This window comes from uncultured Xanthomonas sp., from assembly GCF_964278005.1.
Lineage (GTDB): Bacteria > Pseudomonadota > Gammaproteobacteria > Xanthomonadales > Xanthomonadaceae > Xanthomonas_A > Xanthomonas_A sontii.
Genome location: NZ_CAXYKF010000008.1, coordinates 31501 through 47936, shown reverse-complemented (window position 1 = coordinate 47936; position 16436 = coordinate 31501). Strand labels below are relative to the sequence as shown.

Below are 16436 nucleotides of genomic sequence, written 5' to 3'. Positions count from 1 at the left end.
GGGGCATCCTGCCCCTGCCGCGAACGGCGCACATCCATGTGCGCCGCCCCTTCGGGGTTTTTCCCCGGGCCGGCCGCCGCTTCGGAAGGGAACCCGGCAAGTCAAAAGCCGGAGCAACGGCAACGGCAACGGCAACGGCAACGGCAACGGCAACGGCAACGGCAACGGCAACGGCAACGGCAACGGCAACGAGCATCTTGCTCGGTGCGGAAACAAGCAATCGAAAAAATCAGACCGACGGCGACGCGTTGCCAACGCCTAGTTCCCTGCCACCCACCGCATCGGCCAAGTCGTCGACAAGATCGCCGCACCAGCGCGCACCATCCGCCTCGCAACTGCGCTACCTTGCACTCAAGGCGCGCCCTCGCGCCCAAGTCGCCCCCGGAGATCCCCATGCCTCTGCTCCATCGATCCCCTGCCGCGCCACTACACACCAGCCGCCATCGCGCCTGGCGCATCGGCTTGGCCCTGCTGTGCGCCCTGATCGGCGCGCCCGGCATGGCAGCCGACACCACCGTGCCGGCCGTGCAGCGCGCGCAGCAACTGATCTTGGTGCTGGCGCCTGACTGGGACAGCCCGCAGGGCACCTTGCAGGCGTTCGAGCGTGATGCACAAGGCTGGCGTGCGCAGGGCAAGGCCTTCGACGTGAGCCTCGGCCGCCACGGCAGCGCCTGGGGCCTGGGCCTGCATCCGGCACAAGACGACGGCCCGCAGAAGCGCGAAGGCGATGGCCGCAGCCCGGCCGGCGTGTTCACCATCGGCGAAGCCTTCGGCTATGCGTCGCGCATCGACAGCGCCATGCCCTACCAGGCGATGCAGCAGAGCAACTACTGCATCGATGTGCCCGGATCGCCGCTGTACAACCAGATCGTCGATGCCGACAAGGTCGGCAGCGCCGCGGTGGCCGGGTCCACCGAACCGATGCGCCTGGACCTGCAACACGCCGGCGATCAGCGCTACCGCGAAGGCTTCGTGATCCAGCACAACGCGCAGGCCACGCCGGGCGCCGGCAGTTGCATCTTCGCCCACCTGTGGCGCGCGCCCGGCGCGCCCACCGCCGGCTGCACCGCGATGCAGCCGGCCGACATGCAGCGGCTGCTGGCGTGGTTGCGGCCGTCCGCCGCGCCGCTGTTCGTGCTGCTGCCGCGCAGTGCCTACCGGCGCCTGCAGACCGAGTGGGCGCTGCCGGCCGTGGAGCCGGCATCGTGAGCCAGGCACCCGCACCCGGACTGGTCCGCGCGGTCAGCCGCTGGCAGATCGTCGGGTTGTCGATCAACGACGTGATCGGCAGCGGCATCTACCTGCTGCCGGCCGCCACCGCCGCCCTGCTCGGGCCGCTGAGCCTGTGGGCGGTGCTGCTGGCCGGCGTGGCGGTGGCCCTGCTGGTGCTGTGCTACGCGCAGGCGGCCAGTTACTTCGACGAACCGGGCGGCAGCTACCTGTACGCGCGCGAGGCGTTCGGCCGCTTCGCCGGCTTCGAGATCGGCTGGATGATCTGGCTGACCCGCATCAGTTCGGCGGCGGCGCTGAGCAACGGCCTGGCCGATGCGGTAGTGCGCTTCTGGCCGGCCGCGGCCGGGGGCGGCGCGCGCCTGGCCATCGTGGTCGGCTCGCTCGGCCTGCTCACCGCGATCAACGTGATCGGGGTGAAATCGGCCGCGCGCACCGGCGTGGCGTTGGTGATCGGCAAGCTGGTGCCGCTGTTGTTGTTCGTGGCGATCGGCGTGTTCTACGTGGACTGGTCGTGGGCGTTCTCCGGCAAGACCCCGGACCCGCGCGATGTCGGCAACCTCGGCGAGGCGGCGTTGCTGCTGCTGTTCGCCTATGCCGGCTTCGAGAACATCCCGGCCGCCGCCGGCGAATACCGCAATCCGCGCCGCGACGTGCCGTTCGCGCTGATCACCATGATCGTCACTGTCACCCTGATCTATGCCGCGGTGCAGGTGGTGGCGCAGGGCACGCTGCCCAACGTGGCGCAATCGGCGACGCCGTTGGCCGATGCCGCCAGCGGCTTCGGCGGCGAAGCGCTGGCGCTGATCCTCACCGTCGGCGCCACCATCTCCATCCTCGGCACCACCAGCAACACGGTGATGCTGGGGCCACGCTTCCTGTTCGCGCTGGCCAAGGACGGCTACGGCCCGGCGTTCCTGGCGCGGGTGCATCCGCGCTTCCGCACGCCGGCCGCTGCGATCCTGCTGCAAGGCGTGCTGTCGCTGGCGTTGGCCCTGTCCGGCTCGTTCGTGCAACTGGCGCTGCTGTCGATGGTCACCCGCCTGTTCGCCTACATCGGCACCGCCGCGGCGGTGCTGGTGCTGGCACGGCGCTATCGCGACCGGCCCGGCGCGCTGCGGCTGCCGGGCGGGCCGCTGATTCCGCTGGCGGCGCTGTTGCTGGCGCTGGCACTGTTGCTCAGCGCCAGCTGGCAGAACCTGGCCGCCGCGGGCGTGGCGCTGCTGGTGGGCGCGCTGTTCTATCGGTTCCCGCGCAAGGACGCGGCATGAACGCCTTCACGCCGCCTTGCGCGCAGGTCACGCGCGGATAACCGCGGCGCCCGGACGCTGGACGCCCACCAGCGAGAGCCGCCCGCCATGAAACGACGCCGCGTCTACAGCGCTCCGGATCTGCCCACCGCCACGCGCGCACTGCAGGCCGCGCGCGGTGCCGGCCTCGACAACGACGACCTGTCGCTGGTCGCACGCGGCGACATCGAGCTGGACGCCATCCCCGACGACCGCAAGGAAGGCAAGACCGACACCGTACCGGCCGCGGCGCGCGGCGCCCTTGGCGGCGGTGCGGCCGGACTGCTGGCCGGGCTGGCGGCGATCGCGGTGCCGCCGCTGGGCATCACCCTGGCCGGCGCCGGGGTCATGGCCATCGCCGGCGCCCTGGTCGGCAGTTGGTCCTCGGCACTGGTCGGTTCCACCGTGCCGGATCCGGTGCGGCGCAACTTCGAAGAGGAAATCGAGGCCGGGCGCATCCTGGTGGTGATCGAAGGCGAGCCGGAGCTACTGGACGCCGCCGATGCGCCGATGCGCGCGGTCGGCACCACGGCCTTGCCTTACGAAGCGGCGGCTGCCGCGCACTGACATCACGCCAGCTAGGCCAGGCCTGGCGCGAGACGCTCTCCGTTGCGCAGTTCCGTACTGACGCGGTTGCACGGCCCGAAGGCCCGCCGCCATGGCGTCGTCATCGGCAGGCGCGTTTCGTCAGGCGGCTGGCGTCAGCGACCGCATGCGTACCAACAGACCCGCGGCGTACACCAGCCCATAGGCGATCAGCGCCGCGGCAATGCTCATGGTCAGCGGACTGGCGTTCTGCAGGGTCTCGGCACTGCCGCCGGCGAAGGCGCCGCTGGCCCAGCGCCAGGCCAGGCGCCCGAGCAACAGCACGCTCAGCGCGGCGCCGATCCAGGGATTTGGCGTATACCAGCGCGCGCCGTCCTGCAGCTCGATGCGGGTGTGGTGCAGGGCGAAGGCGCCCAGCGCGGCGCCGCCCACGGCGCCCAGCGCCATGCCCAGGCGCACGGCCGGCAACTGGACGGCCAGCCAGGTCAGCAGGACCGCGACCAGCAGCAGGAACCCCAGCCGCACGCCGGTGCGCCGCGGCTGCCAGGGCTGGCGGCCGAAATAGCGGCGGATGCGTCGGTAATACAGCCAGCCGACGCCGGCGGTGGCCAGGTACGGGGTCAACAAGGCGATGCCGTTGGCGGCCATGGGATTTGCCGGAAGAGAGAGGGCGTAGCGGCGGATCGTAAGCCACCCTGAGCGCCGGCGCAGCCTGCCAGAAGGCATGAATGTTTCATATCGCGATCACACCGCGCAGGGGCGGGTTTAACGCCGGCGTGGCTAGCTTTAAGCGCATTCATCGCCCACGGAGAACCATCATGAGCGTTCCGTATCAGATTCCCGGCCGTGCGCCCAACGACGAGGACCGCAACAGCGTCTCGCAGTACTGGCGCGATCGTTTCGCCGACGAGCCCTATTACAGCGAAGGCGAGCGGTTCGAGGACTACGAACCCGCCTACCACGCCGGCCACGAGGCGCGCATCCGCGACTTCAACCGCGCCTACGAGCAGGTGGAAGCGGAACTGCACCGCGACTGGGACAACAACAAGGGCTCGCAGACGCTGAGCTGGAGCAAGGCCCGCCACGCGGTGCGCCGCGCCTGGGAGCGTGCCGGCAACGGCGAATAAGGCGACACGCCACGTTCCCACCTGTAGAAGCGGCTTCAGCCGCGACAGGCTTTCTCAGTAAAGACCGTCCTCAGTAAAGCCCGTCGCGGCTGAAGCCGCGCCTACGAAGGCAGCACGGCGATGTTCCTGATCGCACCCACGCCGCCAGCACCGACGCATCGGCAGGCGCGTGCGCCCCACGCCGCTCACCCGGCAGCGGCGCAACCGCCGCTGCCGGGTGTACTCCTCAACTCTCCAGCGGCTGGAGCTTCAGCAACCGCCCACCGGCGCCATCCTCCAGCAGCCACAGCGCGCCATCCGGCCCCTGCTCCACCTCGCGGATGCGCTTGCCCATGTCGTAGCGGGCGGCCTCGCGTGCGGTCTCGCCGTTGAACTCGATCCGCACCAGCGACTGCGAGGACAGGCCGCCGATGAAGCCATTGCCGCGCCACTGCGGGAAGCGGCTGCCGTTGTAGATGACGAAGCCGGCCGGCGAGATCACCGGCGTCCAGCTCACCTTGGGCGCAGCGAATTCCGGGCGCGTGCTGTGATCGGGAATCGGGCGTCCATCGTAGTGGTCGCCATTGGACACGATCGGGTAGCCGTAATTGGCGCCGCGCTGGATCAGGTTCAGCTCGTCGCCGCCGGCCGGGCCCATTTCGTGTTCCCACAACCGGCCGTTGGCGTCGAAGGCCAGGCCGAGCACGTTGCGGTGGCCCAGCGACCACACCTGCGCAGCGACGCCGCCGCGGTTGGCGAACGGATTGTCGGCCGGCACGCTGCCGTCGTCGTTGAGGCGCACGATCTTGCCCAGGTTGCCGCTCATGTCCTGCGCCGGATCGAACTTCTGCCGCTCGCTGGAACTGATCCACAGCTTGCCGTCCGGCCCGAACGCCAGCCGATGGCCGAAGTGGCCGTTGCCGGACACCTTGGGCTGCTGCCGCCAGATCACCTGCTGTTGGGACAGGGTGCCGCCGCCGTTGTTGTCGAGCGTCAGCTTGGCGCGCATCACCGCCGCGCCGCGGGTGTCGCCGCTGCCGGGTTCGGCGTAGCTCAGGTAGACCCAGCCGTTCTTGGCGAAGTCCGGATGCGGCAGCACGTCGCCGAGACCGCCCTGGCCGCCGTACGCCACGGTGGGGACGCCGCTGACCGTGCCGGTATGGCCGCTGACCGGGTCGATGCGCTTCAACGTGCCACCCTTCTCGCTGACCAGCGCAGTGCCATCGGGCAGGAAGCTCATCGCCCACGGTTCGTTGAAGGTGGCGACCGGGGTCGCCGAGAACGGCCAGTCGCCACGCCGCTCGGCGGTCGTGTCGGCGGGGGCGGCGTGCGCCGCAGAGATCGCCAGTCCCATGGCCAGCGCGCAAGCCAAACCCAGGGGAGTTCGCATGACGTGCACCTATCGGTTGGGGTCGAATCCCGAACCTAGCAGAGCCCGCGTGCACGGCAAGCATGCCGCGGCCAAGCCGTGGTCGCGGTCACGACGGCAGCGGTCTGCCCGCCCGGGGCAGCGCGCCAGACCGGATCACTCCAGCGGAGGCGGCAGCGTCTGCCCGACGTGGCGCTTGCCGCCTTGACCGGCCCCCACCGCATCGCGGGTGTTCTTCTGCACCGCCACTGCACCGAACAGGCTAAGCGCGAAGGCCATGGCATAGAAGCCTTTCTCGCTCAGCAACAAGGTTGCATTGAACAGACCGACTGCCAACAGCACCAGCGCCGCGATCACCGAGAACCAGCAGATCGAGTAATACAACCCACTCACCGGAATGTCCTCGACGCGGTCGCGCACGCTCTTTTGCAGCGAGACCGCGGAGAACAGGCCGAACAGCAGGACCGTGAAGTAATAGCCCTTCTCGTTCAACATCATTTCGGCATTCCACAAGCCGATCAGGAACCCGCCCGTGCCCAGCAGCAACGCCCCCCAGGAGGCAGCAATAAAGGCGGCGGAGGTCTTGGGCGCAGCTTGCATGAGAAATTCCTTGTGATGAGGGAAGACCAGGATCGGCGCATGAGCGAGGCGCAGCGCGCATCCCGACAACGCAACCTGAATGCATAAGGTAGAGGAAAGCGGCGAGTTACGCACCCGATCACAGTGGATGCTGCGCCGCCCCGCCGTAGACGCCTGCAGCAGGCCGCATCGGAACGCTTCCGCAGATGCAGGCGGCGTCACGCCGCGTCCTGCATGGAAGGCCGGGAACGCAGGCCGCAGGCAGGAAGCCGACGCGACGAGTACACGCGCCCGCACCCACGACAGGCGTCCGTTGCGGCCCCATAGAGGCACGCCAGACCATGAAAGTGGCTGCAAGAGCAGCCAGCGCGCGTCCTCCGGGCGGCATGGCGCTGCCTCCGGATCAGGGCGATCCGCGCGGCCGAATCACCATCGGCGTCACGCCCACGTCGGCGACGGCTGTCGCTGCGCCGGCTCAGCCGGGCAGCAGCTCGAAGGCCACCGGCTCGCCGCTGGCCGAGGACGCGCACACCCACAGGTCGAACAGGCCCGGCTCGGCCGCGCACTGTCCGTCGCGGCCGGTGAAGGCCAGCGCGTGGCGGTCGAGGGTGAAGCGGACCTCCATGCCTTCGCCCGCGGCCAGCCGCACCTTGCGGAACGCCTTCAACTCGCGCACCGGGCGCACCCGGCTGGCGACGCGGTCGTGGATGTACAGCTGCACCACTTCCTCGCCTTCGCGCTCGCCGACATTGTCGATGCGCGTGGTCACGGTCAGGGTGTCGTCCCAGCCGACCTGGGTGAGGTCGAGCTGCGGCGTGCCGTAGGCGAACTGCGTGTAGCCGATGCCGTGGCCGAACGGATACAGCGGCGCGTTCGGCACCTCGCGCCAGCGCGACTTGAACTCGCTCATCGTCGGCAGTTCCGGCCGGCCGGTGCGCGGGTGGTTGTAGAAGTACGGCTGCTGCCCGGCATCGAGCGGGAAGCTCACCGGCAGGCGCGCGGACGGGTTGTAGTCGCCGAACAGCACGTCGGCCACCGCCGGACCGGTCTGCGTGCCCAGGTACCAGGTCACCGCGATCGCCGCGGCGTCGCGCACCGCACCCTGCAGCGCCAGCGCGCGGCCGTTGCGCAGCAGCACCACCAGCGGCGTGCCGGTAGCGGCGACCGCCTCGGCCAGCGCCTGCTGCGCCGGCGGCAGCACGATCTGGGTACGCGACTGCGCCTCGCCGCTGTAGCGCTGCGGCTCGCCAAGGGCCAGCACCACCACGTCGGCGGCGCGCGCGGCGGCCACCGCCGCCTCGATGCCGCCGTCCAGCGGCGCTTCCAGGCCGCAGCCGGGCACCACGGTCAGCGCCTGCGCGTCGGCCAGCGCGGCGCGCACGCCGGATTCCAGGGACACATAGCGGGTCTTGTCGCCGAACAGGGTCCAGCAGCCCTCGATGTTGTCGCGGTCCTGCGCGAACGGGCCGATCAGCGCGATCTTCTGGCCCTGCTTGCGCAGCGGCAGCACCGGGCCGTCGTTCTTCAGCAGCACGATCGAGCGCCGCGCCGCGTCGCGCGCCAGCGCATCGTGCGCGGCGATGTGCGACAGGTCGGCCTCGCGCGCCGGGTCCAGCGAACGGTACGGATCGTCGAGCAGGCCGATCGCCTCCTTCAGTTCCAGCACGCGGCGCACCGAGGCATCCAGCAGCGCCATCGGCACCTCGCCGTCCTCCACCAGCGACGGCAGGTGCGCGGCGTAGAAGCCGCTCTGCATGCTCATGTCCATGCCGGCCAGGAACGCCTTCTTGGTCGCGTCGCGCTCGTCGGCGGCATAGCCGTGCGCGATCAGCTCCATGTCGGCGGTGTAGTCGGAGATCACCACGCCGGGGAACTTCCATTCGCCGCGCAGGATCTCGGTCAGCAGTTCGTGGTTGGCGCTGGCCGGCACGCCGTTGATGTCGTTGAAGGAGGTCATCACGCTCAGCGCGCCGGCCTCGAAGGCGGCCTGGAACGGCGGCAGATGCACGTCGCGCAGGGTCTGCGGGGCGATGTCGACGCTGGCGTACTCCATGCCGGCGGCGACCGCGCCGTAGGCGGCGAAGTGCTTGGGCGTGGCCAGCAAGGCGTCGTCGGCGCGCAGGTCCGGCCCGTGGAAGCCGCGCACGCGCGCGGCGGCGAAGGCGCAGCCCAGCACCACATCCTCGCCAGCGCCCTCGGCGCCGCGGCCCCAGCGCTGATCGCGGGCGATGTCCACCGCCGGCGCGTAGGTCCAGTGGATGCCGGCGGCGGTGGCCTCGACCGCGGTGGCGCGCGCGGTGCGCTCGGCCAGTTCCGGCTCGAAGCTGGCGGCCTCGCCCAGCGGGATCGGGAACACCGTGCGCATGCCATGGATCACGTCCGCAGCCAGGATCACCGGGATCCCCAGCCGGCTCTCCTCCAGCGCCACCTGCTGGATGCGCCGCCCCAGTTCCGCGCCGACGCCGTTGAACAGCGAGCCGACCCGGCCGGCGCGCACCTGCTGCAGCACCTCGTCGGCATTGCGGACGTTGGCTTCCGGATTCACGTCGGGGGCGAACGGGCGCACCATGTCGGCGAAGACGCCGAGCTGGCCGACCTTCTCCTCGACGGTCATGCGGGCGATGAGCGATTCGATACGATCCGAAGCCATGGGGTCCTTTGAGAAAACGTTTACATAGCCGCCAATTCTAGCTCTGCGGCCAGTCGATGGGGCAAGTTCCGGCGCCGGAATCGCCTATTCATAAAACTGTCTACCGACCGGGGCCGACCCTGCCGCCGCGCACCATACGCCGGCGAAGGGGCGCCGCCTAGGGGGGACTGGAGGGAACGCCGGGCCCGGCCCGGCGCGGATCCGGGATCGCCGCGGCCGGCCGCTGGCGCAGCGCACAGGCCGCCCGCCTCAGCTCAGGAGCTGAAGTAGGCCTCGGCGATGGCGCTGTGCAGGTGGCCGAGGTGGGTCTGGATCTCGTCCATGAACCCGGCCGGGTTGTGCGCGGCCAGGTAGGCCGGATCGGCATTGCGCACCAGCCCGCTGATGCGCATCAGCGCGCGCTCCACCGGCGGCCGCGGCGGCATGGTCGGCAGGATGTGCTGGGCGCGGACCAGGCAGAACTGCACGCTGCGCGGGAAATCGTTGTTCTGCAGCAGGAAGCGCAGCGCCTGCTCGCCGGTGACGCGCTGGCGCACGTGGCGGCGGTACATCTGGTAGGCGGCCTGCGCGCGCAGCACGCTCATCCACTGCATGGCCTGGTAGGCCTCGCGGTCGTCGGCCTTGCGCGGGGTGATCAGGCCAGAGGCGCCGGCATCGATGATGCGCGTGGTCATGTCGGCCTGTTCGATCGCCGTGCCCAGGCGCAGGAACTGGAAGCCGATGTCGCGGCTGACGTTGGCGGTCAGCAGCCCGGACACCTTCAGGCAGGCGTCGGTCACGTGGCCCAGGAACTCCATGCGGTAACGGCGACCGACGCTGCGCTCGCCGTTGGCGTCGATGTACAGGTGCAGGTCGTTGACCGCTTCCCAGATTTCCTGCGGCAGGGTGTCGCGGATGCTGCGCAGCAGTTCGCGCGCGTACTGCACCGAACTGCGCAGCGAGGACGGATTGCGCTCGTCCAGCAGCAGGAAGCGCACCACGTCGGCGTCGCCGACGTCGTCGCCGGCATTGGGGAACCACAGCGCGAAGATCTCGCCGGCGCCGACCGTGTCGATCATCGGCCGCCAGGCGAAGCGCACCGAGCGCGGCAGGTCCAACTGCAGCAGGCTGCCCACTCCCACCAGCCGCGCGGTGGTCTCGGCGCGGCGCACGTAGCGGCTGAACCAGTAGAGGTTGTCGGCGACGCGCGAGAGCATCAGTCGAGCTCCTCGTCCAGGTCCACCACCCAGGTGTCCTTGGCGCCGCCGCCCTGCGAGGAATTGACCACCAGCGAGCCCTCCTCCATCGCCACCCGGGTCAACCCGCCGGTGGTCACGTAGACGTCCTCGCGGGACAGGATGAACGGGCGCAGGTCCAGGTGCCGCGGTGCCGGCCCGGCCTCGGTCACGATCGGCGCGGTGGACAGGCCCAGGGTCGGCTGCGCCATGTAGTTGCGCGGGTCGGCCAGGATCAGCTTGCGGAACTGCTCGCGCTGACGCGTGGTCGAGCGCGGGCCGATCAGCATGCCGTAGCCGCCGGACTCGTTGGCCGGCTTCACCACCAGTTCGTCCAGGTGTTCGAGCACGTACTGGCGGTCCTTGTCGTCGTGGCACAGGTAGCTGGGCACGTTGGGCAGGATCGGCTCCTCGTCCAAGTAGTAGCGGATCATCTTCGGCACGTAGGCGAACACCACCTTGTCGTCGGCCACGCCGGCGCCCGGCGCGTTGGCCAGCGCCACCTTGCCGGCGCGCCAGCTGCGGATCAGCCCGGCCACACCCAGCACCGAATCGGCGCGGAACGCCTCCGGATCCAGGAACAGGTCGTCGACCCGGCGGTAGATCACGTCGACCCGGCGCGGCCCGTACACCGTGCGCATGTAGGTGCAGTCGTCGTCGGCCACGAACAGGTCGTCGCCCTCGACCAGTTCGATGCCCATCGCCTGCGCCAGGTAGGCATGCTCGAAGTAGGCGCTGTTGAAGATGCCCGGGGTCAGCAGCGCGATCACCGGCTGGTCGCCCGGGCGCGGCGACAGCGCCGCCAGGGTGTCGTAGAGCTGCGCCGGGTAGTCGTCCACCGGCAGGATCGCGCTGGTCTCGAACAGCTCCGGGAACACCCGCTTGGCGACCATGCGGTTCTCGAGCATGTACGACACGCCGCTGGGGATGCGCAGGTTGTCCTCCAGCGCGTACAGGGTGCCGTCGGCGTCGCGCACCAGGTCCGAGCCGCACACGTGCGCCCACACGCCCAGAGCCGGAGTGATGCCCACGCACTGCGGGCGGAAGTTCACCGAATGCTCCAGCAGCATCGCCGGGAACACCTTGTCCTTGACGATGCGCTGGGCGCCGTAGATGTCGCCGATGAACAGGTTGAGCGCACGCATGCGCTGCTTCAGCCCGGCCTCGGTGCGCTGCCATTCGTGCAGTGGGATCACCCGCGGGATCAGGTCGAACGGCAGCGTGCGGTCGACGTTACGGCCGTCGGAGTAGACGGTGAAGGTGATGCCCATGACCCGCGCGGCGACGTCGGCGGCGAGCTGGCGTTCGGACAATTCGCGTCCACTGAGGCTGGACAGGTACTCGATGACCCGGCGCGCGGCCGGACGTGGCTGCCCGTCGGACTGGATCAGCTCGTCGAAGGTGGCCGTGCGGTACTTGCTCCAGTCCATCGCGCCCCTTGTTGCTGCGGGCCGGCGGCGAGAGGCGCCGGCATGTTGTCCCGCAACATGCCCGCAGACGTGACAGCCGTCAAGCCGCCGGCGGCGGCACGGCGTCCGGGGCGCGGCGGATCCGCGCGCTGTCCATGAACATCGCGTCGCTGGAAGCCTGGAACACGCGCAGGTCGAAATTGGGCAGGATCGCCAGCAGGTGATCGAAAAGGTCCGCCTGGATCTGCTCGTACATCGCCCAGCGGGTGTCGTTGGCGAAGCAGTACAGCTCCAGCGGCAGGCCGTTGGCGCCCGGCTCTAGTTGCCGCACCAGCAGGGTCATGTCCTGGCGCACGTGCGGGCTGGCGCGCAGATAGTGCTCGACGTAGGCGCGGAAGGTGCCGAGGTTGGTAATCCGGCGGCCGTTGATCGGCGCCACCCCACGTTCGGCCAGCGCCCCGTTCCACGCGCCGAGTTCGTCGCGCTTGCGGTCGATGTACTCGCGCAGCACGGTCAACTGCCGCATCTGCTCGATCTCGGCAGCGTCGAGGAAGCGCACACTGTGCTGGTCCAGATATAGCGCGCGCTTGATCCGGCGCCCGCCGGCCTCGCTCATCCCGCGCCAGTTCTTGAACGAGTCGCTGATCAGCTTCTTGGTCGGGATGGTGGTGATGGTCTTGTCCCAGTTCTGGACCTTGACCGTATGCAGCGCGATGTCGATCACGTCGCCGTCGGCGTTCTGCTGCGGCATCTCGATCCAGTCGCCGACGCGGACCATGTCGTTGGAACTGATGGTGACGCTGGCCACCAGCGACAGCAGGGTGTCCTGGAACACCAGAATCAGCACCGCCATCATCGCGCCCACGCCCGACAGCAGGATCACCGGCGACTTGTCGACCAGCACCGACACCATCAGCACCGCCGCGACCACGCCGAGCACGATCTTGAGCAACTGCATGTAGCCCTTGATCGGCTTGTTGTGCGCGTCCGGGCGCCGTTCGTAGACGTGATTGAGCAGGTCCAGCACGCGCGACAGGGCCAGCGCCACGGTCAGCACGATGAAGGCGGCGCAGACGTTGCGCACCACGCTGACCATCGCCGCCGGCAGGTGCGGCACCGCGCCGATGCCCAGCGACAGCACCAGCGCCGGGATCACGTTGGCCAGGCGCGGGATCACGCTCAGCTTCACTTCCTTGTCGCTGAGCACGGTGGCGCGCAGCGCCCGCCGCAGCCCGCGCAGCAGGATCCGCTTGGTCACCCAGTTGGCCAGCCACGCCGCCAGCAACAGCGCCACGATCACCATCGCGTCGTAGGCCCAGGGATACGGCGCCAGGGTGTGCTGCAGGTCGGCGAAGAAACGCGCGCCGGGCAGCGCCGCCGGCGCGGCGCTGGCGAATGGCAGCGATGCCTGCGTGCTCATGCGCGGCTGCGCTCGATGATGACCCCCACTGCCTGCGCTCCGCGCACCGCGCCCGGCTTGCTCAGCTTCAGCCGCAGCCACTGCACGTCGAATTCTTGCAGCACCGCTTCCGCGCAGCGCTCGGCCAGCGTCTCGACCAGCCCGTAGCCGGACTGCTCGACCAGTTCCACCAGGCGCTTGCTCACCGCCTTGTAGTTGAGCGTGTCGGCGATGTCGTCGCTGGCCGCGGGCTTGCGGTTGTCGAAGCCCATTTCCAGATCGAAGCGCAGCGTCTGCCGGATCCGCCGCTCCCAATCGTAGATGCCGATCAGCGCGTCGATTTCCAGACCTTCGATGAAGACTTTATCCATGGGGAGCGGGGAATGGGGAATAGGGAGTGGGGAATGGTAAGAGCAGAGGCAAAAGCGGCGCGTGAGCCGCTCACGATTCCCGATTCTCCATTCCCGATTCCCGACTTGCCGCCAATGGCGGCAAGTCCGCCATGTCCCAGCGCGGCGTCACCTGCACCGCGGACGCGGTGTCGTGCAGGCCGGCCTGCAGGCGCAGGGCGCCGGCGAAGGCGATCATCGCGCCGTTGTCGGTGCACAACGCCGGGCGCGGGAAGCAGGCACGGCCGCCACGGGCCTGCGCCATCGCCTGCAGCTTGGCGCGCAGGCGCAGGTTGGCGCCGACGCCGCCCGCCACCACGATGGTGTCGCTGCCGGCCGCCTCCAACGCGCGCTCGCACTTGATCGCCAGCGTATCCACCACCGCGTCCTCGAAGCCGCGGGCGATATCGGCGCGCACCGCGTCGGACTGGTCGCTGTCGCGCCAGGCCAGCAGCACCTGGGTCTTGAGCCCGGAAAAGCTGAAGTCCAGGCCGGGCCGGTCGGTCATCGGCCGGGCGAAGCGAAAGCGCCCCGAGGTGCCCTGCGTGGCCAGCGCCGCCAGTTGCGGGCCGCCCGGATACGGCAGCCCCATCAGCTTGGCGGTCTTGTCGAAGGCCTCGCCGGCGGCGTCGTCCAGGGTCTCGCCGAGCAGGCGGTAGCGGCCGATGGCCTCCACCGCGATCAGCTGGGTGTGGCCGCCGGAGACCAGCAGCGCCACGAACGGCGGCGCCGGCGCGCCGTGCACCGGGTCCGGATCCTCCATCAGCGGCGCCAGCAGGTGGCCTTCCATGTGGTGCACGCCGATCGCCGGCACCTCCAGCGCCCAGGCCAGGGCGCGGGCCACGCCGGCACCGACCAGCAGCGCGCCGACCAGGCCCGGGCCGGCGGTATAGGCCACCCCGTCCAGGTCGCGCACCTGCAGGCCGGCCTCGGCCAGGGTCTGGCGGATCAGCGGCAGCAGCTTGCGCACGTGGTCGCGGCTGGCCAACTCCGGCACCACCCCGCCGTACTCGGCGTGCAGGGCGATCTGGCTGTACAGCGCATGCGCACGCAGCGCGGCCGCCCCGGAGCGGGTGGTGTCGTAGACGGCGACGCCGGTTTCGTCGCAACTGGATTCGATGCCGAGCACGTTCATGGGGTGCATTGTGCGGCCGAATCGGCGGCAGGCCAAACGGGGTGCTTGCAGCCGCGAAATCTGTCGCTATAATGTGCGGCTCGCCGGGCCTGACCCGGTCACCATTGTGTCCCGGAGATTCCATGCCCAGCGTTAAAGTCCGCGAGAACGAGCCCTTCGAGTTTGCGCTCCGTCGCTTCAAGCGCACCTGCGAAAAGGCCGGCGTGCTGGCCGAAACCCGCAAGCGCGAGTTCTACGAAAAGCCGACCCAGGAACGCAAGCGCAAGGCCGCTGCCGCGGTGAAGCGCCAGCTGCGTCGCACCTCGCGCGACGTCACCAAGCGCCAGCGTCTGTACTGAGGATCGCGGCCTGCGGTAGCGGGATGTGCCGGTTTCGGCATCCGCTACGGTAAGCCCACGAAGCCGGCACGCGCAAGCGTCGCCGGCTTTTTGTGCGTCTTCCGCCTTGGCCAGGCGCTCCGCCCCCGCGCGGGCATCGGCCCCATCCCTGTCCCTCGGCACCCGCGTGCCGCTTCGGCCACGGCCTGCGCCAGCGCGCTTGCCTAGAATGCCCTTTCCCTTTTTCTCTCCTGTGGAGCCCCTCATGACCCTCAAGCAGCAGCTCACCGACGACATGAAGGCCGCGATGAAGTCCGGCGACAAGCACAGCCTGGGCGTGATCCGGCTGATCAACGCCGCGATCAAGCAGAAGGAAGTGGACGAGCGCGTGGAGATGGACGACGCCGCGGTGATCGCGGTGATGGACAAGATGGTCAAGCAGCGCAAGGACTCGGTGAGCCAGTACCAGGCCGCCGGCCGCGACGACTTGGCCCAGGTGGAGCGCGAGGAGATCGTGGTGATCGAGCGCTACCTGCCGAGCAAGATGGGCGAGGCCGAGATCGTCGCCGCGATCCAGGCGGCGAAGGCGCAGACCGGCGCCGCCAGCCCGGCCGACATGGGCAAGCTGATGGCCGTGCTCAAGCCGATGCTCGCGGGCAAGGCCGACATGGGCCAGGTCTCGGTGCTGGTCAAGCAGCAGTTGGCCGGCTGACCGCACCGATGCGTTAGCGCGCGCGGCGGGCTTCACCCGCCTTTCGGCGACGGGCTGCTACAACGCCGGCAAGCCCGCGCCCCCTTCTGCGCGCAGTGCGGGACCGGCGTTGCGACGCCGCGCGCCGAAGGTCCCGCGCCCATGTCCATGCCCCTGTCGTCCGATCGCCTGCACAAACATCTCGACCGCCTGCAGCAGAGCCTGCCGGCCGCGCTGGTGCGGCGCTTCGTCGAGATCGACGTGATGACCCAGGCGGCGTCGCTGTCGTTCTACGCGCTGCTGTCGCTGGCGCCGCTGCTGGTGCTGCTGCTGTGGCTCACCGCCTCGCTGTATCCGCAGGCGCAGGAGGCGTTGATCGCGCAGATCGGGCAACTGGCCGGGCACGGCGCGCGCGAGGTCGCGCAGACGGTGATCGACAACGCCAAGAACCAGCCCAGCGTGGGCTCGCTGGCGGGGCTGTGGAGCACCCTGTTGCTGTTCGTCGGCGCCACCGCGGTGTTCGCGCAGTTGCAGAACGCGCTGAACCTGATCTTCCGCACCGACAAGCAGCGCCTGGACGGCCTCATGGCCTGGCTGAAGAAGCGCGTGTTCTCCTTCGGCGTGGTATTCGCGCTGGGCTTCCTGCTGCTGATCTCGATGATCCTGACCACCGTGCTGCAGGTGGTGTTCGCGCGGATGCCGTCGCTGCTGCCGGCGGTCGGCTACGTCTCGACCCTGGCGATCTACGTGCTGGCCTTCGCCGTGCTCTACCACTACCTGCCCGACCGCCGCGTGGAATGGCGCCAGGCCATCATCGGCGGCGCGATCACCGCCTGCCTGTTCGTGGCCGGGCGCTACGCGATCGGCCTGTACATCGCCACCGCCGCGCCCGGCAGCGCCTACGGCTCGATGGGCGCGCTGGTGATCCTGCTGGTGTGGATCTACTACGCCACCGTGGTGTTCTTCGTCGGCGCGCTGATCACCGCGGTGATCGACGAGCGGCTGCGCTCGCACAGCAAGCTCGTCGCGGCCGGGATCGACCCGCGCAGCGCTGCGCAGGCACCGCCGGCGCCCTGACCGCACGGTGCTGAACCACACGCAGGCCGCGCGGCC

At 69.7% G+C, this 16436-nt stretch carries 17 protein-coding genes; 8 read left to right on the top strand and 9 right to left on the bottom strand.

Going from position 1 to position 16436, the window contains the following annotated elements:
- The 4 genes from ACHWVH_RS05635 to ACHWVH_RS05620 all read left to right on the top strand — a co-directional run.
- Nucleotides 1-262, top strand: a 262-nt coding sequence (locus tag ACHWVH_RS05635; RefSeq protein ID WP_394686826.1) for a hypothetical protein, incomplete at its 5' end; no start/stop codon positions are given.
- Between the two features lie 131 nt (nucleotides 263-393).
- Nucleotides 394-1209, top strand: a complete 816-nt coding sequence (locus ACHWVH_RS05630; RefSeq protein WP_394686825.1) for a L,D-transpeptidase — start codon at nucleotides 394-396, stop codon at nucleotides 1207-1209.
- Nucleotides 1206-2501 (top strand): APC family permease, encoded by a 1296-nt coding sequence (locus tag ACHWVH_RS05625; protein ID WP_010341638.1) that lies wholly within the window; start codon nucleotides 1206-1208, stop codon nucleotides 2499-2501. Before ACHWVH_RS05630 ends, ACHWVH_RS05625 begins: the two co-directional genes overlap by 4 nt.
- Before the next feature lie 87 nt (nucleotides 2502-2588).
- Nucleotides 2589-3086: a hypothetical protein gene (locus ACHWVH_RS05620; RefSeq protein ID WP_295926147.1), complete on the top strand. Its 498-nt coding sequence runs from the start codon at nucleotides 2589-2591 to the stop codon at nucleotides 3084-3086.
- Between the two features lie 120 nt (nucleotides 3087-3206).
- Here the strand turns inward: ACHWVH_RS05620 and ACHWVH_RS05615 are convergent, their stop codons facing one another.
- Nucleotides 3207-3713: a hypothetical protein gene (locus ACHWVH_RS05615; RefSeq protein WP_394686824.1), complete on the bottom strand. Its 507-nt coding sequence runs from the start codon at nucleotides 3711-3713 to the stop codon at nucleotides 3207-3209.
- A gap of 170 nt (nucleotides 3714-3883) precedes the next feature.
- Here ACHWVH_RS05615 and ACHWVH_RS05610 point away from each other — a divergent pair, with 170 nt between their 5' ends.
- The gene (locus ACHWVH_RS05610; protein ID WP_017916324.1) at nucleotides 3884-4192 is read left to right on the top strand and encodes a hypothetical protein; all 309 of its coding nucleotides are present in this window, start codon (nucleotides 3884-3886) and stop codon (nucleotides 4190-4192) included.
- A 226-nt stretch (nucleotides 4193-4418) separates the two neighbouring features.
- On the opposite strand, the gene ACHWVH_RS05605 is transcribed toward ACHWVH_RS05610, so the two are convergent.
- From ACHWVH_RS05605 to tsaD, 8 genes are all read right to left on the bottom strand, one after another.
- Nucleotides 4419-5561 carry a PQQ-dependent sugar dehydrogenase gene (locus ACHWVH_RS05605; protein ID WP_295930118.1) on the bottom strand — a complete coding sequence of 381 codons (1143 nt, stop codon included), beginning with the start codon at nucleotides 5559-5561 and terminating at the stop codon, nucleotides 4419-4421.
- 135 nt (nucleotides 5562-5696) lie between these two features.
- The gene (yiaA, locus tag ACHWVH_RS05600) at nucleotides 5697-6140 is read right to left on the bottom strand and encodes an inner membrane protein YiaA (RefSeq protein ID WP_017908676.1); all 444 of its coding nucleotides are present in this window, start codon (nucleotides 6138-6140) and stop codon (nucleotides 5697-5699) included.
- A 454-nt stretch (nucleotides 6141-6594) separates the two neighbouring features.
- Nucleotides 6595-8769, bottom strand: a complete 2175-nt coding sequence (locus ACHWVH_RS05595) for a glycoside hydrolase family 3 N-terminal domain-containing protein (RefSeq protein WP_394686823.1) — start codon at nucleotides 8767-8769, stop codon at nucleotides 6595-6597.
- 254 nt (nucleotides 8770-9023) lie between these two features.
- Nucleotides 9024-9965, bottom strand: a complete 942-nt coding sequence (locus tag ACHWVH_RS05590; protein ID WP_043094377.1) for an alpha-E domain-containing protein — start codon at nucleotides 9963-9965, stop codon at nucleotides 9024-9026.
- Nucleotides 9965-11413, bottom strand: coding sequence for a circularly permuted type 2 ATP-grasp protein (locus ACHWVH_RS05585; RefSeq protein ID WP_010341631.1), 1449 nt, complete (start codon nucleotides 11411-11413; stop codon nucleotides 9965-9967). Before ACHWVH_RS05585 ends, ACHWVH_RS05590 begins: the two co-directional genes overlap by 1 nt.
- A gap of 79 nt (nucleotides 11414-11492) precedes the next feature.
- Entirely contained in the window at nucleotides 11493-12812 is a 1320-nt protein-coding gene (locus ACHWVH_RS05580) for a mechanosensitive ion channel family protein (RefSeq protein WP_043094374.1), read from the bottom strand.
- Nucleotides 12809-13162, bottom strand: coding sequence for a dihydroneopterin aldolase (folB, locus tag ACHWVH_RS05575; RefSeq protein WP_017912042.1), 354 nt, complete (start codon nucleotides 13160-13162; stop codon nucleotides 12809-12811). Before folB ends, ACHWVH_RS05580 begins: the two co-directional genes overlap by 4 nt.
- Before the next feature lie 70 nt (nucleotides 13163-13232).
- A complete protein-coding gene (gene tsaD / locus ACHWVH_RS05570; protein ID WP_148829651.1) occupies nucleotides 13233-14315 on the bottom strand; it encodes a tRNA (adenosine(37)-N6)-threonylcarbamoyltransferase complex transferase subunit TsaD in 1083 nt (360 codons plus the stop codon).
- Between the two features lie 122 nt (nucleotides 14316-14437).
- Between tsaD and rpsU the strand changes: the two genes are divergently transcribed.
- From rpsU to ACHWVH_RS05555, 3 genes are all read left to right on the top strand, one after another.
- Complete coding sequence (gene rpsU, locus ACHWVH_RS05565) at nucleotides 14438-14653, top strand: 30S ribosomal protein S21 (RefSeq protein WP_003465342.1); 216 nt, start codon at nucleotides 14438-14440, stop codon at nucleotides 14651-14653.
- A gap of 244 nt (nucleotides 14654-14897) precedes the next feature.
- Nucleotides 14898-15344, top strand: a complete 447-nt coding sequence (locus ACHWVH_RS05560; protein ID WP_010341627.1) for a GatB/YqeY domain-containing protein — start codon at nucleotides 14898-14900, stop codon at nucleotides 15342-15344.
- A gap of 141 nt (nucleotides 15345-15485) precedes the next feature.
- Nucleotides 15486-16400, top strand: coding sequence for a YihY/virulence factor BrkB family protein (locus ACHWVH_RS05555; protein ID WP_394686822.1), 915 nt, complete (start codon nucleotides 15486-15488; stop codon nucleotides 16398-16400).
- Nucleotides 16401-16436: the final 36 nt, after the last annotated feature.

Bases quoted from the DNA above. Each gene is read 5' to 3' on its own strand.
- ACHWVH_RS05630 (WP_394686825.1), top strand. From the start codon at position 394: ATGCCTCTGCTCCATCGATCCCCTGCCGCGCCACTACACACCAGCCGC.
- rpsU (WP_003465342.1), top strand. From the start codon at position 14,438: ATGCCCAGCGTTAAAGTCCGCGAGAACGAGCCCTTCGAGTTTGCGCTC.
- ACHWVH_RS05580 (WP_043094374.1), bottom strand. From the start codon at position 12,812: ATGAGCACGCAGGCATCGCTGCCATTCGCCAGCGCCGCGCCGGCGGCG.
- ACHWVH_RS05585 (WP_010341631.1), bottom strand. From the start codon at position 11,413: ATGGACTGGAGCAAGTACCGCACGGCCACCTTCGACGAGCTGATCCAG.
- ACHWVH_RS05615 (WP_394686824.1), bottom strand. From the start codon at position 3,713: ATGGCCGCCAACGGCATCGCCTTGTTGACCCCGTACCTGGCCACCGCC.
- ACHWVH_RS05620 (WP_295926147.1), top strand. From the start codon at position 2,589: ATGAAACGACGCCGCGTCTACAGCGCTCCGGATCTGCCCACCGCCACG.
- ACHWVH_RS05560 (WP_010341627.1), top strand. From the start codon at position 14,898: ATGACCCTCAAGCAGCAGCTCACCGACGACATGAAGGCCGCGATGAAG.
- yiaA (WP_017908676.1), bottom strand. From the start codon at position 6,140: ATGCAAGCTGCGCCCAAGACCTCCGCCGCCTTTATTGCTGCCTCCTGG.
- ACHWVH_RS05610 (WP_017916324.1), top strand. From the start codon at position 3,884: ATGAGCGTTCCGTATCAGATTCCCGGCCGTGCGCCCAACGACGAGGAC.
- tsaD (WP_148829651.1), bottom strand. From the start codon at position 14,315: ATGAACGTGCTCGGCATCGAATCCAGTTGCGACGAAACCGGCGTCGCC.
- ACHWVH_RS05605 (WP_295930118.1), bottom strand. From the start codon at position 5,561: ATGCGAACTCCCCTGGGTTTGGCTTGCGCGCTGGCCATGGGACTGGCG.
- folB (WP_017912042.1), bottom strand. From the start codon at position 13,162: ATGGATAAAGTCTTCATCGAAGGTCTGGAAATCGACGCGCTGATCGGC.
- ACHWVH_RS05595 (WP_394686823.1), bottom strand. From the start codon at position 8,769: ATGGCTTCGGATCGTATCGAATCGCTCATCGCCCGCATGACCGTCGAG.
- ACHWVH_RS05590 (WP_043094377.1), bottom strand. From the start codon at position 9,965: ATGCTCTCGCGCGTCGCCGACAACCTCTACTGGTTCAGCCGCTACGTG.
- ACHWVH_RS05555 (WP_394686822.1), top strand. From the start codon at position 15,486: ATGTCCATGCCCCTGTCGTCCGATCGCCTGCACAAACATCTCGACCGC.